Here is a 21,234-nt window from a genome sequence, read left to right on the forward strand (position 1 = left end):
ATGCGTGGCTCTGCGGCAGGATTTTGATACTGCGCCGCAGAGCCACGCATTCCTATTACCGCAGCAGAGCACCAAAGTATTGTGTAAATCATTCAGTTATCCATCTAAGTTGCCAGTTACCCGCTGTTATGACGTCCCGTAATCTGTTCATCATTATTATCAAGGTTATTGGCCTGCTCACGCTCAAGGAAATACTGGTCGCCCTTGCCCAGTTGGTTTCTACTTCCCTCTCTTACTTGTCGGGCGGGGCTGAAATAGTGCTGGTTCTGCTGCTGGCCTCGGTAGCCGTGGGACTGTTTGCGGTGGTGCCCTATTTCTGCCTGTTTCGGGCTGCTTGGCTCGTGGACAAGCTCCGGCTGGCAGAAGATATTGACCAAAACATGATGCCGCTGAACATGCACCGCTCCACCGTGCTCAGTATTGCCATTATAGTGGTGGGCGGCCTACTGCTGATGCACGAGGTGCCCTACCTTGGCCTGTTGCTGCTGCGGTTGTCGCAGGAGCGCCGCGCCGATATCACCGACCCCGATATCACGCCGCTGGTACTGTCGGTTGCTAAAATCATCATCGGGCTGCTGTTCATCAACAAGCAGCGCCAGTTGGTGAGTCTTATTGAGCTCAGGCGTAAACGTTAGCGTGATGCTCCGCCGATACGCGCTGCTCATACCGCTGTCTGCCGTGGCCATTTCAGCCTTGGCTGGACAATTCTGGCTGAAACCAGCCCGGTTTTGGGTGCAGCCGGGCCAAAGCGTACATATCCGGCGGCTCACGGGCGAACATTTGCAGGGTACTGTCTGGTCGGGCACCAGCCGCCGCGTTACGGGTTTCTGGCACTGCGCGCCGGGCCAACCGGTAGCCAATTTGCTGCCTGCCGTTACGGCCGCCGATACACTACAAACCACCATTCAGCTGGCTCAGCCTGGCACGCATCTGCTGGCTTTAGCTACCGACAACCTCTTTGTTACCTTCTCTGCTTTCAATTTTGCGGCCTACCTGCAACAAGAGGGGCTTGACTATGTGGCGGCCCGCCGCGCCCTGGCCGGCGACACGGTGCAGCCGGTGCGGGAGGCCTACCGCCGCTGCGCCAAAACCCTGGTACAGGCCGGCCCGGCGTTACCACGTGATACGGCCCGGGCCTGGGGGCGGGTGCTGAGGCTGCCTCTGGAGCTGGTGCCCGAGCAAAACCCGTATACCCTGCTGCCAGGGGCAGCTTTTACGGTGCGGGTGCTGCGGGCCGGCCAGCCGGTGGCCGGGCAACAGGTGGTACTCTGGCAGCGCGGCAATGGGGTAATTTCCGTTGTTGGCCGACTGCGCAGTAACCAAAACGGCCGAATTCTGTTTCGTTTATCGGGGGCGGGTGAGTACCTTGCCGGCACTGTGCGCATGGAGCCCGCCCCCAAGGGTATTCCCGCCGACTGGCAAAGCACCTGGAGTACGTTAAGTTTCGGTCTGGCAGACAAAAAACAGCGGTAGTTAGCTGTTTTTGGCTGCTTTTGTGCCGTTCACCAAAGCCTCACGTCTCAATCGTTTTTTTGTTACCTTCGCAACTCCCGTAACCACCGAATAACCTGCGGTATGAAGTACTCCATCGATAAAAAAGAAACCTACACGATTATCACGATTGACGAGAAAAAGCTCGACACAACTGTCGCGCCGGATCTGAAATCGGAATTTGTGAAGCTGAATGCTGAAGGCATCAATAACCTGATTCTGGACCTGAGCAACGTTAAGTATACCGACTCATCGGGGTTGAGCTCCATCCTGATTGCCAACCGTCTCTGCAACTCCACGGGTGGCTTGCTGGTGCTAACGGGCCTCCAGGACCACGTGATGAAACTGGTGACCATCAGCAAGCTGGAATCGGTGTTGCACATCCTGCCCACGGTAGAAGAAGGTATTGACCGGATTTTCCTGCACGCCATCGAGCGGGACCTGACCAGCAAGGAGTAATCTTCGCTACAAGCTATAAGCTGCAAGCTGCAAGTTTTTCGTTCTGCTGGTTGGTGCCTCAGAACAAAGGCTTGCAGCTTGCAGCTTATAGCTTGTAGGCTTTTCTACCTATGGAGTTTGAGCTGAAAATTTTAGGCAGTGCTTCGGCCACCCCGTTCCTGGACCGCCACCACACGGCGCAGGTCCTCACGGCAGGCGGCGCCCAATACCTTATTGATTGCGGCGAAGGCACTCAGCGCCGGCTGATGGAGCACAAAATCCGGCATCAGCGCATCCATACCATCTTCATCAGCCACCTGCACGGTGACCATTTTTTTGGCCTGTTTGGCTTACTGGGCACCATGCACCTGAATGGCCGCACGGAGCCGTTGCGCTTGTTTGGCCCGCCCGGCCTGGATGAGGTGCTCACCATGCAGTTTCGGCACTCCCATACCCAGCTCAGCTTCGAGCTGGACTTCACCCCGGTAGACACTACCCAGCACCGCCAGATTTTTGAGGACAAGAACCTGACCGTGCACACGCTGCCCATGCGCCACCGCATTCCGTGCTGCGGCTACCTGTTCCGGGAGAAGCCCAAGCGCCGCCGCCTGCTGGCTGAGCGCCTGCCCGATGGCCTTACCCCGGCTCAGCTCTCGGCCCTTACCCTCGGCAACGACCTGCTTGATGATTATGGGCAAACGTTGGTGCGCAATACCGATGTAACCACGGAGCCTAAGCGGGCCCGTAGCTATGCCTTCTGCTCCGATACCTTATACACCGAAAGTCTGGCCGATTTGGTACGCGGCGTGGATTTACTCTACCACGAAGCCACCTTCCTGGATGATATGCGGGAGCGGGCCGCCGTTACTCATCACTCCACGGCCCGGCAGGCGGCCTTGCTGGCCCGGCGGGCGGAGGTGCACCGCCTGCTCATTGGGCACTTCAGTAGCCGCTACCGCGACTTGCAGCCCCTACTGGCTGAGGCCAAAACCCAGTTTGAGTGGACGGAGCTAGCGGTGGAAGGCCTCACGGTTTCACTGGCCGAGTAATCATACCACTTTCCTTTCCAGCAGCACCCGGAATTCGAGTAAATCTTCGGGCGGTAATTCCACACTCCTTCCCCCTGCTCGGAAGGATAGTTCTCTTCCCCTCTCTGTTTATGCCCCAACCTTTATCCCACAAAAAGCAGCAGTTGTACCTGGTGCTCAGCGGCATTTTCATCGTGAATGCGCTGCTGGCCGAAATTATCGGGGTGAAGATTTTCTCAGTGGATGCGCTAATGGGTCTGCCTGGCAACCTGACGGCGGGCGTACTTATCTGGCCGGTGGTGTTCGTCACCACCGACATTATCAATGAGTATTTCGGCAAGGAAGGCGTGTTGCGGGTGAGCTACCTCACGGTCGGTCTGATTCTGTTCGCCTTCCTCGTGATTTATGCCACTACCCTGCTGCCCCCGGCCGCCTTCTGGCTGGAGGCTAATAACACCGACGCCCAGGGCCGCCCCTTTGACGTGGATTTTGCCTACCGCAGCATTTTCCGCCAGGGACTGGGCATCATCATGGGCTCCATCACGGCGTTTGGTATCGGGCAGCTGCTGGATGCTACCGTGTTTCAGCTGCTACGCCGGGCTACCGGGGGCCGCTACGTGTGGCTGCGCGCTACGGGCTCCACGCTGGTTTCCCAACTCGTCGATTCATTTGTGGTGCTGTTCGTGGCGTTTTACGTGTTCGGCAACTGGACGCTGGGGCAAGTGTTGAGCGTGGCCAATGCCAATTACTGGTATAAATTTGCCGCTGCCATCCTGCTCACGCCCGTGCTCTACCTCGCCCACTTCCTCATCGACCGTTACCTGGGCGACGAAGCTACCCGCGAGCTGCAGCAGGAAGCTGTGGCTGATGAGGCTGTATAGTTACCTTCTCATTCTTGCACTCTGATGCGTTTTTTATTACTAGTAACGTTTATTGGGTTACTTTTCCAGCTACCGGGTAGGGCTCAAACCTCCTTGTTAAATTCTTTCAGACCGGGCTCTTATGTATTGCGTTCCGACCGTAATAAGCGGTTGAACGGGCAAATGAAGCTACGAAGCAGCACTTTGTTGCTAGTGAAAGATGAGGCAAGCAAAACAATAAAATTAACCCCGGAAGATGTACAATCCTTTCAGATAGAAGGCAACAAGTACACCGTAGCCTACGATTTTGAGGTTCGGCAGGGGCTCATTGATGCCTTGATCGAACAGGCTTTTGTTGAGCAACTCGACAGCGGCCAAGTGGTGCTCATGCGTTATGCCTATACCATCGGCTCACCGGCTACAATGAGAGCTGGAGGTATGATGACGGGAGGGCAATCGGAGAATGACGTGTATCTGTTACGCTGGGGCCGTGGCACTTCGGTTTCTGCCATCCAAGCCAGTTGGCTGACGGGTGGCGGCACCCGTTTCCGAGAAGCATTACTACCGTACGTTAACCAACGTCCTGATTTGGTTAACCTGATTGAGAGCGGTACCATTACTGTGCGTGATCTGCCAACCCTTGTAAAAGCCATTAATACTGGACAGGCATACGGCCTGTCAACTTCTTCCCGCAACTAGCTTCTTCCATGTCCCGCATTCTTACCGGCATTCAGAGTACCGGCCGCCCCCACTTGGGTAACCTGCTCGGCGCCATCCTTCCGGCCATTGAACTCTCTAAAAGCAGCGCTAACGAAAGCCTGCTGTTCATTGCCGATTTGCACTCCCTTACCACCGTGCGCGACGCCGAGCTGCTGCGCCAGAACACCTACGCCGTGGCCGCCTCCTGGCTGGCCTGCGGCTTCGATACGGAGAAGAACCTGTTCTACCGGCAGTCGGATGTGCCACAGGTGACCGAGCTAGCCTGGTACCTGAGCTGCTTCACGCCCTTCCCCATGCTGGCCAACGCCCACTCGTTCAAGGACAAGAGCGACCGGCTTGCCGACGTGAATGCGGGCCTGTTCACGTATCCGGTGCTGATGGCGGCCGATATTCTGCTCTACGACGCGGAAATCGTGCCCGTGGGCAAAGACCAGGTGCAGCACCTGGAAATTGCCCGCGACATTGCCTCGGCCTTCAATAACCGCTACGGCGACACCTTCGTGCTGCCCCAGTCGCGGGTGGACGAGCAAATCCAGACCATTCCCGGCCTTGATGGGCAGAAGATGAGCAAGAGCTACGGCAACATCATCGACATCTTCCTCGACGATAAGGCGTTGCTCAAAAATATCAAGCTCATTGTATCGGACAGCACCCCGCTGGAAGCTCCCAAAAACCCCGATACCGACACCACCTTCAAGCTGTTCTCGCTGCTGGCCACGCCCGAGCAAACTGCCGAAATGCGCCAGAACTACCTGAATGGCGGCTACGGCTACGGCCACGCCAAGCAGGCGCTCTTTGAAGTTATCCGTAGCCGCTTCGCCCAGGAGCGGGAGCAGTTCAACTTCTACATGAACAACCTGCCCGAAGTGGACCGCAAGCTGGCCGAAGGTGCCGCTAAAGCTCAGGCCTACGGTAGCACCGTACTCAACAAAGTGCGGGAAAAAGTAGGTTACCAGAAGCGGTAAAACACCGGTCATCCTGAGCAGAGCGAAGGACCTTATTACGTAAGAGCAAGCCGTTGCGACGGTTGTCATGCCTACGTGATAAGGTCTTTCGCTCTGCTCAGGACGACCGTACTACCTCACAATTTCACTGCTCAATACGGTAGCCCGTCGATGGACTGGTGGCGCTGCTCGTGGTAGAAGCTGAAGCCCACTTTACTGCCCCGGCTGACTTGCTGATTTTCCAGTTTCTGCTTCACCGAAATCTTCTGAATATCGGTAAGCGGGGGAGCAATCAGGTCGTTGTTGACGGCGGCAATCATGGCGCTTTCCACAAAGAGCTTGAGGCTGTCCTCCGTCACGGGGTTGTCCGACATGTCGTTATCGGGTAGTTCCAGTTGCTGCACGCCTTCCAGGAAGTAGTGGTTGTCAATATTGATAAGCAGGCGGCCCACTAGGTAGCCGGGGTCATTCATGCGCTGGTACTTGATGCTGTCGGCCATGAAGTTGTAGGCCATGATGTGCCCGAAAAAGCGCCGCCGAAAGTCATTCTCCACGTATTTCGTATCCATGGGGCCATAGTCGTCGGGGAAGGTGACGATGTTGGAGTGCAGCACAAACACCAGCAGGTCGCCACTGAAGCGGATGTGAAACTCCATGTCGTTTATCGGCCGGTACTCAATCACCACCGTGGAATCGACGGGCGTAATGCGGCGGCTCAGCTCCACCACCAACTCCTGCGACACTTTGCGCAACAGGTCGAAAGTGGCCAGCGTGTTACGGTAAATAGCCTGCTTGGCGGATGATTTCTGCTTCAGCCCCTCAAATATCAGGTCCAGCCGGTCGGCGGGGGAAGGGGCGGGCTCACCGGGCGCGTTGGGGGGCAGATTATCGGTATTGGGGGAACTGGCGGTAGTAGCGGCAGGCGTAGCAGGGCTGGCGGCAGGAGTAGTGGCAGCCAAAGGAGCCCCGGGCGTACCGTCGTCGGTTTGGGGTAGAGTAGCGGGCGAGGTGTGCGGCATTATCAATGGGAGTAAGTGGGCCTGATCTGGAGTGCAGAACCAAGCCCAGATTCAACAAAATACCATGCCGTAGCACAGTTCCGGAATCCTGTACCTACGCAAACTAGCGGTTCCATAGTTTCGGCCTGCCCTCATCTACCCACCCCAACACGCCATCAGCTTGCCTCTTCGTTGCGCTCAGCTGCGCTAGTTTGCCGGCTGGGCTGGAAGTTCTGGTGGGGCTAGCAGGTGCGCGGCAACCGGCCAGGCAGTACTCCGAAAAGCCACCGTGCGCAGTCCCGGCCACGCAACGGAAGCGGTGGCAGGCAGCAACATGGCCTGGGCCGTAGGTTGCGCCAGCGCCTCCCCCACTGTGCGCACTGCCCCAGCCGGCACGGCCCGCTGCTCCAGCGCCGCTAGCAGGCTGGAGGCGGGCAGTTCCGCAATGCGCTGGCGCAGCAATTCCTCCAGCTGGGTGCGGTGCGCAACCCGGTTGGGGTTGTGACGGAAACGAGCGTCTTCCGCCCACTGGGGCCGCTCCAGCACTGCGCATAGTTGCTCAAACTGCCGGTCGGAACCCACGGCCAGGAGCAGTTGTGTCCCATCCTGGGCGGGGTACACCGTGCCGTAGGGTACAATGCTGGGGTGGCCGGAGCCCAGGGGTTGGGGACTGTGGCCCGTAACCAGGCAGGTAGCCGCCTGGTTGGCCAGAGACGCCAAGGCACTATCCAGCAGGCTCACTTCAATAAGCGCACCTTGGCCGGTTCGCTCCCGCCGAAACAGGGCCGTTAGCAGCCCTTCCTTGAGTTGGTGGGCTGTGAGCAGGTCAATGAGGGCCACGGGCATTTTCTGGGGCTCCTGGCCGGGGCCTGCTGCGTTGAGGTGCATAAACCCGGTTTCGGCCTGGAGTACGGCATCATACCCGGCACGGCTGGCAGTGGGGCCGTAGCCAGTGATATGACCGTAAATCAGGCGGGAGTTCAGGGCCGAGAGGGTGGCGTAATCGGCCTGCAGCTTCTCGGCGTCGCCGGGCTTGTAGGAAGTCAGCACGATGTCGGCGGTGGCGGCCAGCTGGTGCAGCGTGGCGCGGCCGGCAGCGGTAGTTAGGTCGAGCACCTGGCTGCGCTTGCCCCAGTTGGCACTGCTGAAATAGGCCGTGACGGTGGTAGCCGGGTCCTCGGCGGCAGTGCGCCAGGTACGGGTTACGTCGCCGGAAGGCGGTTCCAGCTTAAGCACCTCGGCCCCCAGCTCCGCCAGAAATTGTCCTACCTGGGGTCCAGCCAGCACGGAAGCCAGCTCCAGCACGCGCAGGCCGGTAAGGGGCAGCTCAGGACGAGGATCAGCAGTAGCATTCATGCGGCCGAAGGTAGGCAGGCTTCGGAAATCCAGCCTTCCTGAAGCGCTTTCTACTGCTAAGCCTGGGGGGCGAGGGCCTACGCTCCTTCCTACTCTGCCTGGCGGAGCACGTCGGCTACTTCCTCCAGGCGCTTAGCAATGGGCTCCAGCAGTTCGGCGGGCACAGGTACCTCCCCTTCACTGCGGGCTTTGAGGTAGCGTACTACGGCCATTTGGTTGTGCAACGTGGCTTCGGCAGTTTCGCGCAGTTGCTCCCAGGCCGCTTCGCCCGCCTTGCGCAGCCGCTGCCGGGCCTCCAGGGCCCGCATTACCAAGGTGGCCAGCTGGGTAAGCACCTGCTGTTCAGCCGCGCTAAACTGTCGGGGCTCGTAGCCAGCCAGGCATACCGTACCGATGGCCAGGCCCTGGGCCGTGCGTACCGGCGCCCCGGCATAAAATCGAACCGCTCGCTCCTGCGTGGCAGCGGTAGCCGGCATGGTGTTCAACTCCTCAAACACCAACACGGGCGCCTCTGCCAGTACGGCCTGGGAGCACAGAGTTTGCTCGGGGGCCATGCGCTCCTGCGCGGGCATGCCCACGCCGGCTTTGTGCCACACCTCAACCGTGCCCACAAACGCAATTCGGGCTACGGGCACGCTAAAAATGTACGCGGCTAACTCCGCCAGGTCATCAAATAATTTCTCCTGGGCAGAATGAAGAATGTCATAGGATTGCAGCGCCAGCTGACGCTCTTTAGCTGATATAGCGGTAGTGTCTAGCATATTCTGTTGGGCGGGCAGGCCCCGGGCGGGCACTCACTCAGCGAAGATAACACGCCGGCACGGCTGGGGCAAGCCCCCGGCAGTGGACCCCGCTGCCACTGGCAGGCTCGGGCGTGGGCCACTTGCTACTGCAGGTGGCCGGTTCGCGCAAATACCGGAAAGATTACCTCTCGCTCCCCCGGGCCCCAGAGTTGCGTCAACTCGTCGGCAATGAGTAACACGGGGTCCTGCTGGTGCTGCTTCTGGTAGCTGGCCACACTCGACCAGGTGCGCAGGTAGTTGAGCATCCACTCCGCCGACCACTGCCGCCGCACCGCAAAGCGGCCGGTTTGCACCCCGGCAAACGGGAACGGCAGGCGGGCATATTCATCCACAATGTGCCAGCGGTTATCATCCCAGTAAGGGCGCATGGTTTCATCGTGAAAGTACCGCACCAGCGGGTCAATTTCGGGGTTGATGGTGAGCAGGTTGTAGCCCCATTCGGCCAGTACGCCGTCCGGCCGCAGCACGCGGCGCACCTCGGCGTTGAAGGCTGCCATATCAAACCAGTGCACGGCCTGAGCCACGGTTATGAGGTCGAAGCTGGCCGCCGCAAACGGGGTACGCTCGGCGCTGGCTACCTGGTAGTGGATGTTGGGCAGCTGCGGAGCCTGGGCTAGTTGGGCGGTGCTGATGTCGGTGGCTTCTACTTGAGCGAAATGCTCGGCCAGCACGGCGGCCACCTGGCCGTTGCCAGTGGCGCAGTCCCAGGCGCGGGCGCGGGCGGCTACCTGAGGCAGCAGCCACTGGTAAAGCTCGGCGGGGTAGTCGATGCGGTAGCGGGCGTACAAATCCGCCTGAGTGGAAAATCGGTCGAGAGTGGCCATAATATCCTGCGTAGTGTGGTCTGTTGTTCGTGAAACTGGCGGTGCGGGTTGTTTCGGCTGAGTTGCAGTAGCTTTCTGCCCGCTAGAACTCACTGTTTTTCCTTTGCCTATGCCTTCCGTTTCTGCCCCTGTTCAAACTGGTTTGCTGGCCTTCGGCATGTCGGGCCGCATTTTTCACGCGCCGTTTCTAGCGGCGCATGCCGGCTTCCAGTTGCGGGCCGTGGTGGAACGCAGCCGCAAACAGGCCCAGCAGCACTATCCCACTCTCATCAGCTACGACAGCGTGACCGAGCTATTGGCTGACGCGGAGCTAGAGCTGGTCATCATCAATACGCCCAACGACACCCATTTTGCCCTGGCCAAACAAGCCTTGCAGGCTGGCAAGCACGTCCTCATTGAAAAGCCGGTAGCCACCACCGTAACCGAGCTGAATGAGTTGCTGGAGCTGGCGGCCGCCCAAAACCGGCACGTGCTGGCTTACCAAAACCGCCGCTGGGACTCCGACTTTCAGCTGGTGCGGCAGGTAGTGGAAAGCGGGCAACTAGGCAACTTAACGGAGGTACATTTCCGCTTCGACAGGTACAAAGCGGCCCTTAACGTCAAAACCTTCAAGGAAGACCCGGCCGTGCCCGGCAGCGGCCTCAGCTTCGACTTGGGACCACATGTATTGGATCAGGCCTTGAGCCTGTTTGGCCGCCCGGAACGGGCGCACCTTACCCGGGCCAGTCACCGGCCCAACTCCCGCGTCGATGACTATTTCCATATCCATCTGCAGTATCCCCGGGGCCTGAACGTATTTGTAACGGGCAGCCTGCTCACGGCCGCCCCGGGGCCGGCCTATGTGCTGCACGGCACCCTCGGCTCCTTCCAGAAAAGCCGCGCCGACGTGCAGGAAACCCAGCTCGACCAAGGCCTGCCGCCCACGGCGCCCGAATATGGCTTGGAAACGGCTGCCGCCGCCGGCACGCTTACCGTGGTGCCCGCCCCTGGTCAGACGCTGATAACCAGCCGGCCCGCACCCACTGGCAATTACCTGGGCCTGTTTGAGGCCGTGTTCCAGACGCTGCGCAACGGGCAGCCCTACCCTATCCGGGCGGAGGAGTTGCGCTGGCAGTTGGAGATTCTGGAAGATAGAGGCTAAAAAGAACGTCATTCCGAGCGGAGCGAGGAATCTCGCGTGCTGATGTTGAATCAGGATTACAACGTCAGCACGCGAGATTCCTCGCTCCGCTCGGAATGACGTTCTGGTTTCACTCTCCCAACCTCCACGGCACGCAAATCCCTCTATCTTTGTTGCTATTCACACAGCGGTTTGCTGACCGAAAAGCAAGGTCAGCCATCAATCAATCTAAAAACACAGCTGCACCTTGACGTTTCACGAGTTTAACCTGCACGATGACCTGCTAGCGGGCATCGATGCCATGAATTACCTGAATGCCACCCCCATTCAGGAGCAAGCCATTCCCCGTATTCTGGAAGGCAAAGATTTGATTGCCTGCGCCCAAACCGGCACCGGCAAAACGGCCGCCTACCTGCTGCCCCTCATCGACAAAATTTCTCACGCCAAGCACGGCACCACTTCCACCCTCATTCTGGTGCCCACCCGCGAGCTGGCCACCCAAATTGACGAGCAGGTGACTGGTTTCGGCTACTTCGTAGAAGCCAGCTCCATTGCCATCTACGGCGGGGGCAAATCGGAGGGTTGGGAGCAGCAGAAGCGTGCCCTCACCTCCGGCGCCGACATCATCATTGCCACGCCCGGCCGCCTCATTGCCCACATGCAAATGGGCTACGTGAAGTTTGAGGACCTGAAATACCTGGTGCTCGACGAGGCCGACAAGATGATGGACATGGGTTTCTCCGATGACATCCTCAACATTGTGCGCCAGCTGCCCAAGGAGCGTCAGACGCTGCTGTTCTCGGCCACCATGCCCAGCAAAATCCGCGACTTTTCCCAGCAGCTGCTCAAGAGCCCCGAGGAAATCCGCTTGGCCGTGTCCAAGCCCGCCGCCGGCATCGACCAGCAGTTCTACATGGCCTTCGACCGCCAGAAGATTTATCTGCTGGAGCACATCATCAAAACCCAGGATGTGCAGAGCATGGTACTGTTCACCAGCCAGAAAGCGGCCGTGGGCGGCATTGTACGGGCCATCAACAAGCTCGGCATTGAAGCCCGGGGCATCTCATCCGACCGTACCCAGGAGGAGCGGGAGGAAATCATGCGGGCCTTCAAAAACAAGCAGTTCCCCATTCTGGTAGCCACCGACGTACTCAGCCGCGGCATCGACATTGACAGCCTCAGCCACGTGGTGAACTACGATATTCCCCGCGCCGCCGAGGATTACGTGCACCGCATCGGCCGCACGGCCCGCGCCGCTACCAAAGGCACAGCCATTACCTTCATCAGTGACCAGGACCAGGACCGGGTACTCAAGATTGAGAAGCTGATTGAGCGGGAAGTTGACAAGCAGAGCATCACCGAGGCCATGGGCCTGGGCGAAGCCCCGGAGTTTGACCCCAAACGCTTCAGCGGCCTGCGCGGCAAAATTGGCGGCCGGCCCGAGCGCGGCGGCCGTAGCGGTGGCTCCGGCGGCGGTGGCGGCCGTGACCGGGGCCCCCGCCCCGAAGGTGGCAGCCGCAGCGGCGGTGGCCGCGACGGAGCCCGCCCCAACCGCGGCGACGGCAAACCCGACGCCGACCAGCAGGCCCGTATTGCCCGCGCCGCCGCCGCCCTGGCGGCCCTGGATGCTGGCCAGGCCCCTGCCCAGCCCTACCAGCGCCCACCCCGCGAAGACCGACCCGAAGGCAGCGAAAGCCGCCCCCGCCGCGAGCCGCGTGAACCCCGCGCCCCGCGCCCCGAGGGCGAAGCCCGCCCGCCCCGGGAGCCCCGTGCTCCACGCCCCGAGGGTGAAGCTGCTGCTCCCCGGGCCGAAGGCGACCAGCCGGAAGGTCAGCGCCGCCGCAAGCGGGGCGGCCGCAACCGCTCCGGCCGTGGCCCCCGCCCCGAAGGCAGCGCATTGGAAGCAGCAGCCACTGCCGCCCCCGCCGCTCCCAGCGCGGAGTAGGTTTCAAGCATAGAAAAGCCCCCGTTACATGGTGTATCGGGGGCTTTTTTATTCCTTGATTAGATGGTATTGTGCTGATTACTTACTGTTCTAGCTGCATGTATGCATCAATCTGTTCGTCTGACACTCTCCACTCCTCTCCTTTCGCTTCATGGATGTAAGCGAGTCCGCACAATTCTATTGTAGAATAACCTATCAACTGTACATCACCCTTCATAGCAACCCACCAATCCTGCTTCTTATCAAAGTAAACCTGATATCCTTTTTCCTGCAGCACATAGAAAGCTGGGGCAAGAACATTACTGGCAGCGGATAATCCTGACATGACCTTCTTGATTACAGCACCTGCCCCAATCCGAACAGCAGCGTAAACACCAGCGTGGTGAGGGCCATTTGCTTCAGTAGCGGGTCCAGTTGCATACTGTTCTGGCGCTGCCACACGGCGGCGGCATTGCGGGCCAGCAGCGGGACGGAGAGCAGGAACAGCCACTGCCAGAACGAGTGATAAGTAAGTACCACGTAGAGCACGGCGCACACCAGCCCGGCCGTAAGCAGCACCACGTGATACACGCGGGCCCGCCGAGGACCCAGCCGCACCGGAATGGTGATTTTGCCGGCCAATTCATCGGAGCGGATGTCGCGGATGTTGTTCACGTTCAGCACGGCCGTGGCAAAGCAGCCCAGCGCGGCAGCGGGCAGCAGCACGGGCAGCGGCAGGTTGCCGGCCTGCAGGAAATAGGTGCCGCACACACCCACCATCCCAAAGAAAATAAACACCGACAGGTCGCCGAGGCCGGCGTAGCCGTAGGGTTTGGAGCCGGCCGTGTAGTTCACTGCCGCCCAGATGGCTGACAGCCCCAGCACGAAAAACGCGGCCGTCACCCACACGGCCACCGCGCCCAGCGCTACCCACAGCAGGGCCACCCCACTCACGAGCGACAACGCTCCGAACAGGCCCATGCCCCGCTTCATCTGCTCGGGGCTGATAGCTCCGCTTTGCACGGCCCGCTGGGGGCCCTCCCGGTGCACACTGTCGGCGCCGTTCTGGGAGTCACCGTAGTCGTTGGCCAGGTTGCTCAGGATTTGCAGCAGAACGGTGGTGAGGGCTGCCAACCCTACTACACTGCCCCGAAACTGCCCATTGCTGGCCGCCAAAAAGCCCCCGGCCATGATGCTGGCCAAAGCCAACGGTAGCGTGCGAGGCCGGAAGGCCGAAATCCAGGCTTTGGCGGGACCAGCGGGGGCAGAAACGGAAGACGACATGAGAGGACTATAAAACGGTGGCAACGCCTACCCGCGCTACCGATTACGAATGGTGTAGTATCTGTTGCTTAGCCAACCGATGGCTCCAAAGTGGCAATGCGCGCCGCCGTCAACTCCCGGAAATGCGCCACTACCAAATCGGCGTGGCTCAAATCCTGCAGCGGAGAATGCTCACTGCTGTAGCCGATGCAGAAAATGCCAGCGGCCTTGGCGGCCGTAACGCCGTTGCTGGAGTCTTCAATCACCACGCACTGCTGCTTAGGAGCCTCCGACAGGCTGGCGGCATGCTCGAAAATAGCCGGATCAGGCTTGGAGCGGGGGAAATCCTCTCCGCTTACCAAGTGCGAGAAGTAGGGACCCAGGGCAAACCGCCGCATCACCCGGTCAATAGTGGATTTGGACGCGGAGGAAGCCAGAATCAGCTGCATCTGGTGCTGGTGCAAGTCCTCGATGAGGGTGCGCACGCCGGCCAGCAAATCCAGGTCGGGCTGCTCGTCAAAGGCGCGGTTGAAGAAGTCCCGCTTGGCCAACACCAACTCTTCCACTTCCGGCCCCAGACCATGCTTATCCTTGAGGAACTGGTACACATTTTTGGTCGAGCGGCCCGTGAAGGTAGCGTACTCGTCAGCCGGCACTTCAATGCCCAGCTCCTCAAAATGTCGGTAGTAGGCGTAGCGGTGCACGGGCTCCGTATCGACGATAACGCCATCCATGTCAAATATTACGGTGCGAACCATGCGGGCAGAAGTTGATTTCGGGTGCGAAGGTAGTGCCCTACACACAAGTAGCGCGCAACCGGGGCTGCGCGCTACTTACCTTACTGCACTGGGTACTGGCAACTACGCGGTGGCTATCTGTTTCTTACTTGAGAATAGCGGCCACCAGCTCCTCGCTCATGGGCTTCACCTTGGAAGGGTAAAAGGCCACTACTTGACCTTTCTCATCCACCAGGTATTTGCAGAAATTCCAAGAAGGGGCGTCGCCCACGGCTCCGTTCTTGGTCTTGTCGGCCAAGAATTTGTACAGCGGGGCGGCGTCGTCGCCTTTTACCGACACTTTGCTGAATAGCGGGAACGTAACGCCGTAGTTTTTCTCGCAGAACAAGGAAATCTGCTCGTTGGTACCGGGCTCCTGGCCCCCGAAGTTGTTGGCAGGAAAGCCCAGCACCGTCACCTTGTCGCCGTGCTTTTTGTAGAGCTCTTCCAGCTCCTTGTACTGCGGGGTATAGCCGCACTCGGAGGCCGTGTTCACGATGAGCAGCTTTTTGCCTTTGTACTGGCTCAGCTTCACGTTCTTACCGTCAATGGTTTGCACAGTGTAGTCGTACACGGTGCCGGTAGCGGCGGCAGTTTCGGAGGTCATGGCCGGAGTGGAGGGGTGGGTGGGAAGATTGGCGTAGCCGGTGGCAACCAGAGCGCCCAATAGCACAAAAGCTTTCATGGAGGTCAGCGTAAAAAGAGGGGAAATTTCAGTGGAAAACCGACAGACATACGCAATGTTCGGGCCAGCGGCTTTCGGTCCAACAAGGTACGTCCGCTAGGGGCTTCTGCACCGCTGCTAAATTCGGCAATGCCAAAAATCTGTACATTTGCCCCTACCGCGTCCTCATTCCGCGGCTGATCTGCCCATGCGTAAGACTCTTCATTCGGTCATTACCGGAACAGGCAGCTACCTCCCCTCGCAAATCATTAAAAACGAAGTATTCATCAATTCCTCGTTTTATGACGCGGCCGGTGCCCCACTCGTGAAGGCCGGCAGTGAGATAGTACAGCAGTTTTCCAACATCACCGATATTCAGGAGCGGCGCTACGCCGCCGACAATCAGGTAGCTTCCGACCTGGCTTTCCTGGCCGCCCAGGATGCCCTGCACTCCAGCCACACCGACCCCGAAACGCTGGACTACATTCTGGTAGCCCACAACTTCGGCGACGTAGCCCTGGACAACCGCCGCTCCGACTTTGTACCCACGCTGGCGGCCCGCGTCAAGCACAAACTGGGCATCGAGAACCCCAACTGCGTAGCCTACGACCTGCCCTTTGGCTGCCCCGGCTGGCTGCAGGGCGTCATTCAGGCCGATTATTACCTGCGCTCCGGGGATGCTAAACGGGTGCTGGTTATTGGGGCCGAAACCCTCTCCCGCGTGTGCGACCCCCACGACCGGGACAGCATGATCTACGCCGACGGAGCCGGGGCCATCATTCTGGAAGCCCGGGAAACCGATGCGCCCACGGGTATTCTGGCCCACGGCACCCGCTCCGATACTGTGCAGGCAGCCCACCTGCTGCGCATGGATAAGTCGTTCAACCCAGCGTATGAGGGCTCGGAGCTGTTCCTGAAAATGGAAGGCCGCAAGCTGTACGAGTACGCGCTGAAAACCGTGCCCCAGGCCATCAAGGACACGCTTGATAAAGCGGGCCTGCCCATTACGACCATGCGCAAGCTGCTCATTCACCAGGCCAACGGCAAAATGGATGAGGCCATTCTAAAGCGCCTTTACGCCCTTTACAATGACGCCCCCATTCCGGCCGGCGTCATGCCCATGACGATTTCCTGGCTGGGCAACTCCTCGGTAGCCACCCTCCCTACCCTGCTGGACCTACTGCTCAAAGGCCAGCTGCCTGACAATGACCTGCAACCCGGCAACATTATCGTATTTGCCTCCGTGGGCGCCGGCATGAACTGCAACGCCGTGGTGTACCAGATGTGATTTAGTCAGTTAGTGAAATGGTGAAGGGCCGTCCTACTTGCACTATGTGCGTATGTAGAACGGCCCTTCACCATTTCACCACTTCACAAATTCGCCGCTTACGTAGTGCGGGGCGTGAGCCATTTTTCCAGCGCTATGGGCTGATAGGCCAGCATTTCGGTAAGCAGGTTGCTGGGGTCGGGGTTGCTGAGCAGCTGGTGGCGGTTTTCGCGGCGCAACAGGCCTTCGTCGGCCATGTGGTCGAGGGCGCGAAGCAGATGGTCGTAGAAACCAGCCACGTTGAGCAGGGCCACAGGCTTTTTGTGCAGGCCCAGCTGGCCCCAGGTCAGCACTTCGAACAGCTCTTCCAGCGTGCCAAAGCCGCCGGGCATAGCCACGAAGCCGTCGGCCAGGTCGGCCATCAGCAGCTTCCGCTCGTGCATACTTTTCACAATGTGCAGCTCCGTTACGCCGCGGTGCTCCACTTCCTTGGCTACCAGAAAATCGGGAATCACGCCGATAACCTGGCCCCCGTGAGCTAGCACGCTGTCGGCCACGGCACCCATCAACCCTACGCGCCCCCCGCCATACACCAGGGTCATGCTTTGTTCGGCGAGTACGCGGCCCATTTCCTGCGCCATTTCGGTATACAACGGGTTGGTTCCGGCGCTGGAACCACAATACACGGCTACGCTTTTCATTGGTAAGTAAGTTGTTGGCAAAAGAAAAACAGCAGCAACACCACGGCTGGCGTTGCTGCTGCATGTGGGAGCAGTGGCGCAAAACAAGCAGTTCGCGCCGCGGGGTTACATCCGCTCGGGCACCTGAATACCCAGCAGGCCCAGGCTAGCCTTGATGGTGCGGCCGGTTTGGGCCGACAGCGCCACGTAGAACGAGCGGCTGGTTTCGTTGGACTCCGTGAAGATTTTGATGTCGGTGTAGAAACGGTTGTAGGCGCGGGCCACGTCGTAGGCGTACTGGGCCACCACGGCGGGCGAGAACGTGCGGGCGGCTTCCTGCACCACGGCGGCGTAGCGGCCTAGCTCCTGCACCATTTCGCGGGCGGCGGCGGGCAGGGCCGGCAACGTGCTCAGGTCGGCGTCCGGGCTGATGCTCATTTCGGCGGCCTTGCGCAGGATGGCGGCAATGCGGGCGTGGCTGTACTGAATGAACGGCCCCGTGTCGCCTTCCAGCTTCACCGACTCTTCGGGGTTGAAGAGCATGCGCTTTTTGGGGTCTACCTTCAGCAGGTAGTACTTGAGCGCGCCCAGGCCCAACATGTGGTAGAGCTGGGCCAGCTCATCCTCGCTCAGGCCTTCGGTTTTGCCTTTTTCGAGGGTGGCGGCTTTGGCGGCTTCCACCACTTCACGCACTAGCTCGTCGGCATCTACCACGGTGCCTTCGCGGCTTTTCATCTTGCCCGAGGGCAGGTCCACCATGCCGTAGCTGAGGTGGTAGATGGCGTCGGCGTAGGGCTTGCCCAGCTTCTGGAGCACCGCCCGCAGCACCTGCATATGGTAGTTTTGCTCGTCGGCAATAACGTATACGCTCAGGTCGTAGCCAAAATCCTGGTACTTCAGCTCGGCCGTACCCAGGTCCTGGGTGATGTACACGGAGGTACCGTCGGCGCGGAGCAACAGCTTTTCGTCGAGACCTTCTTCCTTGAGGTCCACCCACACCGAGCCGTCTTCCTTCTTGAAGAACACGCCCTTCTGCAGGCCTTCCTCTACCCGCTCCTTGCCCAGCAGGTAGGTACCCGATTCGTGGTAATACTGGTCGAAATCGACGCCGATGTTCTGGTAGGTAGCGTCGAAGCCCTCGTACACCCAGCCGTTCATCTGCTTCCAGAGGCTTACCACTTCCTCGTCGCCGGCTTCCCAGGCACGCAGCATGTCCTGAGCCTCCAGCATCATGGGGGCCTGGCGCTTGGCTACGTCGGGCAGCACGCCTTCGGCTTCCAGCTGGCGCACCTGCTCGCGGTAGTGCTTCTCGAAGAGCACGTAATACTTGCCGGCCAGGTGGTCGCCTTTGATGCCAGCGCTCTGCGGGGTTTCGCCCTGCCCGTACTGCTGGTAGGCCAGCATGGATTTGCAGATGTGGATGCCCCGGTCATTAACCAGGTTAGCCTTGGTGACGGTGGCGCCGGTGGCTTTTAGAATTTCGGCCACTGAGTAGCCGAGGAAGTTGTTGCGCAGGTGGCCCAGGTGCAGGGGCTTATTGGTGTTGGGCGAGGAATACTCCACCACCACGTTCTGGGGGCCGCCCGTGGGCACGGGCGTGCCGGCCGGCGTCTGGCCCAGCTGCTCGAAGGCCTTCACCCACTCGGCATCGGCAATTTCCAGGTTCAGGAAGCCTTTTACCACGTTGTAGCCACTCACCAGGGGGGAGTTAGCCACCAGCCACTCTCCCAGGGCCTGCCCAATCTGCTCGGGGCCTTTGCCCAGGGTTTTGGTGAACGGGAACGTAACGAGCGTAAACTGGCCGGCAAACTCCTTGCGGGTTGGCTGCAGGCCGAGTTGGGTGGCGGGCACCTCCGCGCCGAATACTTGCTGAATAGCGGCGCCAAGGGCCGCTTTGAGGGTTTGTTCGAGTTGTTGCACGAGAAAAGCGAAACGCTTAAAAGGGAAGCCACGGCAGCGGCTTCAGAAGGAAATAGTGGGGTAGCCAGACGAACAGGGCGTAAGCAGCGGCCAGGGCAGGCAGTAGCACCCGTTACCCAGGTGCCAGTGCCCAGTTCCGGCCGATGGTTACGCCGGGAGTCGTCGTTGCCGAAGCCAATACCTCAATACCATAAACACTTGCGCCGCCATTAGAAAGGCGGGCTACTCTTGCAAAGGTAAAAACCTGCGCCGGAAGCCGCCCGAAAAAGTGTTGCGGCCCCCAAACCGGTAGTGCCAAGCCTCCAACCTGAGCGTTGCCCATATCCTCCCCCACTGGCCCGGCCCGAAACGCGGCAGCCCCACCAACGACCGTTAGTGAGGCTGCAATCCAGCAAGATGATTGGGCTTAGCCTTTTCTCCCGACTACTGTACCGGCCGCACCACAATGTCAACCCGCTTGGGCTGCTTGTCCGTCACTACGGGGTAGGCCTCATCATGCAGGTAGAGCAGCCGGCCGCCGTCGGTAATGCGAGCCTGCACGGTGTAGCGGCTGCCCGCCGCAATTCGGGCGGGGTCGTAGTGCAGCGCAAAGCCGAATGGTACCTGCCGCCCGTTGGGCCGGATGGTTATGGAGTCAATAACCGTAGCGGCCACATCCTGCAAGGCCACATCCTGGAGCACCACGCGCACCAGGGCTGTGGGCGGCAAGGCCATGCGGTTGCGGTAGGTGATGGTACCCGTCACAGAATCGGTGGCGGCTGGCCCGGAAACTGGACCCGACGAAGCGTCCGGCACCGCCGGGGTAGACGGAGCGGTGGAGCAGGCAACCAGCAAGGCAGGCAGGCTCAGGGCCAGGTAGCGCAGCGTTTTCATAGCGAAATATCAAGGATGAATGCGCAATAAACGGCTATAGCGCATTCATCCTTGCTCGGGCGGTGGCTACCGGCTTACCACTTCTTCCAGCCGCAGCCGGTTCTGGATGGCATCGGTGGCAGCTTCCAGAATGTCGAAGGCGTTGGTGGCCATGGTATTCATGTTGTCGAGGGTGGGGTTGATTTCCACCATCTCAAAGCACACCACTCGGTCGTTATCCAGCAGGGCGCGGCACAGGCTGATGGCTTCCTCCACGTTCAGGCCGTCCACCACGGGCGTACCGGTGCCCTTGCTAAAGCGCGAATCCAGGGAGTCCACATCGAAGCTCACGTACACCAGGTCGCAGAAGCGAAGCCGCTCGTACACCTCGCGGGCCACCTGGCGGGTGCCTTTGGCCTTTACCTCGTCCAGCTTGTAGTTTTTGATGCCCAGGCGCTCAATAATGGCATCTTCCTCGTGCTCAGTGTCGCGCACCACAATGTACACCAGGTGCTCGGGGGCTATTTTCGGGCCGGGCTCACCCAGGTTTTTCAGCTTCTGCCAGAAAAACTCGGTTTCGGGCTCCGGGTGGTTGCGCTGGCAAGGGCGGTTATCGTCGCCCAGACTGATGGCCAGCGGCATGCCGTGCATGTTGCCCGAGGGCGTGGTGTAGGGCGAGTGAATATCGGCGTGAGCATCTACCCACACTACGCCCAACGTTTTGTGCGGGTAGGCCGCCTTAATGCCCGCAATGGTGGCCGAGGCGTTGCTATGGTCGCCGGCCAATACCAGCGGAAACTCCCCGAAGCGCAGGGTTTGCTCCACGGTGCTGGCAATGCCCTTCTGCACCGTATAAATAGAATCGATGTGCTTAGCCTTCGGGAAGTGGTTTTTCTCGAAAAGCACGTGGTTCTGGTCCGGAATGGCCACGGAGTTGAACCGGCGGAAGTAGTCGGAGCCTTTGTTGAGGCAGGCTACTTTGAGGGCATCAATGCCCAGGCTGGCGCCACGGGTGCCGGCTCCGAGTTCGGAGCGGACCTCCAGAAGCTTAATGCGTCGCATATTACATTGGCAGAAAAAGGGTTAGGTGGTTTAGATGCTTGCCGATTGAGCGGGTGGGGTTCCTCTCAGGCTTGACGCGCGCGGTCCTTCCGGCGCAACCAACGAACAAAGCACAACCAAAACCCCGCGTACGGGGTATCTTTGCGGGCACTAAGTTCGACAAAAGCTCGACCAGTTGAAAATATCCTGTCATCCTGAGCATGCGAAGGACCTTATCACGCTAGAGCCCCACTTGTTCAAGCGT

General features: G+C 59.7%; 22 protein-coding genes. 10 read left to right on the forward strand and 12 right to left on the reverse strand.

Annotated features, from left to right (window positions below):
* Window positions 1-128: 128 nt before the first annotated feature.
* The 7 genes from ROI90_RS18985 to trpS all read left to right on the forward strand — a co-directional run bounded on the left by ROI90_RS18985 (window position 129) and on the right by trpS (window position 5,502).
* A complete protein-coding gene (locus ROI90_RS18985) occupies window positions 129-635 on the forward strand; it encodes a hypothetical protein (RefSeq protein ID WP_315999862.1) in 507 nt (168 codons plus the stop codon).
* 43 nt (window positions 636-678) lie between these two features.
* Entirely contained in the window at window positions 679-1,473 is a 795-nt protein-coding gene (locus tag ROI90_RS18990; RefSeq protein ID WP_315999863.1) for a DUF4198 domain-containing protein, read from the forward strand.
* Window positions 1,474-1,575: 102 nt separating this feature from the next.
* Entirely contained in the window at window positions 1,576-1,950 is a 375-nt protein-coding gene (locus ROI90_RS18995) for an STAS domain-containing protein (RefSeq protein ID WP_125431147.1), read from the forward strand.
* A gap of 110 nt (window positions 1,951-2,060) precedes the next feature.
* The gene (locus ROI90_RS19000) at window positions 2,061-2,978 is read left to right on the forward strand and encodes a ribonuclease Z (RefSeq protein WP_315999864.1); all 918 of its coding nucleotides are present in this window, start codon (window positions 2,061-2,063) and stop codon (window positions 2,976-2,978) included.
* 110 nt (window positions 2,979-3,088) lie between these two features.
* Complete coding sequence (locus tag ROI90_RS19005) at window positions 3,089-3,838, forward strand: queuosine precursor transporter (protein WP_315999865.1); 750 nt, start codon at window positions 3,089-3,091, stop codon at window positions 3,836-3,838.
* A gap of 24 nt (window positions 3,839-3,862) precedes the next feature.
* Window positions 3,863-4,516, forward strand: coding sequence for a hypothetical protein (locus ROI90_RS19010; RefSeq protein WP_315999866.1), 654 nt, complete (start codon window positions 3,863-3,865; stop codon window positions 4,514-4,516).
* Window positions 4,517-4,524: 8 nt separating this feature from the next.
* A complete protein-coding gene (trpS, locus tag ROI90_RS19015; protein ID WP_315999867.1) occupies window positions 4,525-5,502 on the forward strand; it encodes a tryptophan--tRNA ligase in 978 nt (325 codons plus the stop codon).
* A 131-nt stretch (window positions 5,503-5,633) separates the two neighbouring features.
* Here trpS and ROI90_RS19020 read toward each other — a convergent pair whose 3' ends face one another.
* The 4 genes from ROI90_RS19020 to ROI90_RS19035 form a co-directional block, all read right to left on the reverse strand.
* Window positions 5,634-6,500, reverse strand: coding sequence for a hypothetical protein (locus ROI90_RS19020; RefSeq protein WP_315999868.1), 867 nt, complete (start codon window positions 6,498-6,500; stop codon window positions 5,634-5,636).
* A 186-nt stretch (window positions 6,501-6,686) separates the two neighbouring features.
* Window positions 6,687-7,835 carry a CaiB/BaiF CoA transferase family protein gene (locus ROI90_RS19025; protein WP_315999869.1) on the reverse strand — a complete coding sequence of 383 codons (1,149 nt, stop codon included), beginning with the start codon at window positions 7,833-7,835 and terminating at the stop codon, window positions 6,687-6,689.
* 89 nt (window positions 7,836-7,924) lie between these two features.
* Complete coding sequence (locus ROI90_RS19030) at window positions 7,925-8,596, reverse strand: GAF domain-containing protein (RefSeq protein WP_315999870.1); 672 nt, start codon at window positions 8,594-8,596, stop codon at window positions 7,925-7,927.
* A 125-nt stretch (window positions 8,597-8,721) separates the two neighbouring features.
* Window positions 8,722-9,462, reverse strand: a complete 741-nt coding sequence (locus ROI90_RS19035; protein WP_315999871.1) for a class I SAM-dependent methyltransferase — start codon at window positions 9,460-9,462, stop codon at window positions 8,722-8,724.
* Window positions 9,463-9,571: 109 nt separating this feature from the next.
* Here ROI90_RS19035 and ROI90_RS19040 point away from each other — a divergent pair, with 109 nt between their 5' ends.
* A complete protein-coding gene (locus tag ROI90_RS19040) occupies window positions 9,572-10,603 on the forward strand; it encodes a Gfo/Idh/MocA family oxidoreductase (RefSeq protein WP_315999872.1) in 1,032 nt (343 codons plus the stop codon).
* 280 nt (window positions 10,604-10,883) lie between these two features.
* Entirely contained in the window at window positions 10,884-12,527 is a 1,644-nt protein-coding gene (locus ROI90_RS19045) for a DEAD/DEAH box helicase (protein WP_315999898.1), read from the forward strand.
* A gap of 82 nt (window positions 12,528-12,609) precedes the next feature.
* On the opposite strand, the gene ROI90_RS19050 is transcribed toward ROI90_RS19045, so the two are convergent.
* From ROI90_RS19050 to ROI90_RS19065, 4 genes are all read right to left on the reverse strand, one after another.
* Window positions 12,610-12,852: a hypothetical protein gene (locus ROI90_RS19050; protein WP_315999873.1), complete on the reverse strand. Its 243-nt coding sequence runs from the start codon at window positions 12,850-12,852 to the stop codon at window positions 12,610-12,612.
* Window positions 12,853-12,863: 11 nt separating this feature from the next.
* Window positions 12,864-13,790, reverse strand: a complete 927-nt coding sequence (locus ROI90_RS19055) for a 1,4-dihydroxy-2-naphthoate polyprenyltransferase (RefSeq protein WP_315999874.1) — start codon at window positions 13,788-13,790, stop codon at window positions 12,864-12,866.
* Window positions 13,791-13,858: 68 nt separating this feature from the next.
* Complete coding sequence (locus ROI90_RS19060) at window positions 13,859-14,527, reverse strand: HAD family hydrolase (protein WP_315999875.1); 669 nt, start codon at window positions 14,525-14,527, stop codon at window positions 13,859-13,861.
* Between the two features lie 124 nt (window positions 14,528-14,651).
* Entirely contained in the window at window positions 14,652-15,230 is a 579-nt protein-coding gene (locus ROI90_RS19065) for a glutathione peroxidase (RefSeq protein WP_315999876.1), read from the reverse strand.
* Window positions 15,231-15,417: 187 nt separating this feature from the next.
* Here ROI90_RS19065 and ROI90_RS19070 point away from each other — a divergent pair, with 187 nt between their 5' ends.
* A complete protein-coding gene (locus ROI90_RS19070) occupies window positions 15,418-16,497 on the forward strand; it encodes a 3-oxoacyl-ACP synthase III family protein (RefSeq protein ID WP_315999877.1) in 1,080 nt (359 codons plus the stop codon).
* A 98-nt stretch (window positions 16,498-16,595) separates the two neighbouring features.
* Here the strand turns inward: ROI90_RS19070 and ROI90_RS19075 are convergent, their stop codons facing one another.
* The 4 genes from ROI90_RS19075 to ROI90_RS19090 form a co-directional block, all read right to left on the reverse strand.
* A complete protein-coding gene (locus ROI90_RS19075) occupies window positions 16,596-17,177 on the reverse strand; it encodes an LOG family protein (RefSeq protein WP_315999878.1) in 582 nt (193 codons plus the stop codon).
* Window positions 17,178-17,282: 105 nt separating this feature from the next.
* Complete coding sequence (gene argS / locus ROI90_RS19080) at window positions 17,283-19,076, reverse strand: arginine--tRNA ligase (RefSeq protein ID WP_315999879.1); 1,794 nt, start codon at window positions 19,074-19,076, stop codon at window positions 17,283-17,285.
* Between the two features lie 423 nt (window positions 19,077-19,499).
* Window positions 19,500-19,949, reverse strand: a complete 450-nt coding sequence (locus ROI90_RS19085) for a YbaY family lipoprotein (protein WP_315999880.1) — start codon at window positions 19,947-19,949, stop codon at window positions 19,500-19,502.
* Between the two features lie 66 nt (window positions 19,950-20,015).
* Complete coding sequence (locus ROI90_RS19090) at window positions 20,016-20,990, reverse strand: arginase (protein WP_315999881.1); 975 nt, start codon at window positions 20,988-20,990, stop codon at window positions 20,016-20,018.
* Window positions 20,991-21,234: the final 244 nt, after the last annotated feature.

Origin of the sequence: Hymenobacter endophyticus (assembly GCF_032464715.1) — a bacterium.
GTDB lineage: Bacteria > Bacteroidota > Bacteroidia > Cytophagales > Hymenobacteraceae > Hymenobacter > Hymenobacter endophyticus.

Bases quoted from the DNA above. Each gene is read 5' to 3' on its own strand.
- ROI90_RS19085 (WP_315999880.1), bottom strand. From the start codon at position 19,949: ATGAAAACGCTGCGCTACCTGGCCCTGAGCCTGCCTGCCTTGCTGGTT.
- ROI90_RS19040 (WP_315999872.1), top strand. From the start codon at position 9,572: ATGCCTTCCGTTTCTGCCCCTGTTCAAACTGGTTTGCTGGCCTTCGGC.
- ROI90_RS19060 (WP_315999875.1), bottom strand. From the start codon at position 14,527: ATGGTTCGCACCGTAATATTTGACATGGATGGCGTTATCGTCGATACG.
- ROI90_RS19000 (WP_315999864.1), top strand. From the start codon at position 2,061: ATGGAGTTTGAGCTGAAAATTTTAGGCAGTGCTTCGGCCACCCCGTTC.
- ROI90_RS19035 (WP_315999871.1), bottom strand. From the start codon at position 9,462: ATGGCCACTCTCGACCGATTTTCCACTCAGGCGGATTTGTACGCCCGC.
- ROI90_RS18995 (WP_125431147.1), top strand. From the start codon at position 1,576: ATGAAGTACTCCATCGATAAAAAAGAAACCTACACGATTATCACGATT.
- ROI90_RS19065 (WP_315999876.1), bottom strand. From the start codon at position 15,230: ATGAAAGCTTTTGTGCTATTGGGCGCTCTGGTTGCCACCGGCTACGCC.
- ROI90_RS19055 (WP_315999874.1), bottom strand. From the start codon at position 13,790: ATGTCGTCTTCCGTTTCTGCCCCCGCTGGTCCCGCCAAAGCCTGGATT.
- ROI90_RS19025 (WP_315999869.1), bottom strand. From the start codon at position 7,835: ATGAATGCTACTGCTGATCCTCGTCCTGAGCTGCCCCTTACCGGCCTG.
- ROI90_RS19090 (WP_315999881.1), bottom strand. From the start codon at position 20,990: ATGCGACGCATTAAGCTTCTGGAGGTCCGCTCCGAACTCGGAGCCGGC.
- ROI90_RS18985 (WP_315999862.1), top strand. From the start codon at position 129: ATGACGTCCCGTAATCTGTTCATCATTATTATCAAGGTTATTGGCCTG.
- ROI90_RS19020 (WP_315999868.1), bottom strand. From the start codon at position 6,500: ATGCCGCACACCTCGCCCGCTACTCTACCCCAAACCGACGACGGTACG.
- trpS (WP_315999867.1), top strand. From the start codon at position 4,525: ATGTCCCGCATTCTTACCGGCATTCAGAGTACCGGCCGCCCCCACTTG.
- ROI90_RS19050 (WP_315999873.1), bottom strand. From the start codon at position 12,852: ATGTCAGGATTATCCGCTGCCAGTAATGTTCTTGCCCCAGCTTTCTAT.
- ROI90_RS19070 (WP_315999877.1), top strand. From the start codon at position 15,418: ATGCGTAAGACTCTTCATTCGGTCATTACCGGAACAGGCAGCTACCTC.
- ROI90_RS19075 (WP_315999878.1), bottom strand. From the start codon at position 17,177: ATGAAAAGCGTAGCCGTGTATTGTGGTTCCAGCGCCGGAACCAACCCG.
- ROI90_RS19045 (WP_315999898.1), top strand. From the start codon at position 10,884: ATGAATTACCTGAATGCCACCCCCATTCAGGAGCAAGCCATTCCCCGT.
- ROI90_RS19005 (WP_315999865.1), top strand. From the start codon at position 3,089: ATGCCCCAACCTTTATCCCACAAAAAGCAGCAGTTGTACCTGGTGCTC.
- ROI90_RS19030 (WP_315999870.1), bottom strand. From the start codon at position 8,596: ATGCTAGACACTACCGCTATATCAGCTAAAGAGCGTCAGCTGGCGCTG.
- ROI90_RS19010 (WP_315999866.1), top strand. From the start codon at position 3,863: ATGCGTTTTTTATTACTAGTAACGTTTATTGGGTTACTTTTCCAGCTA.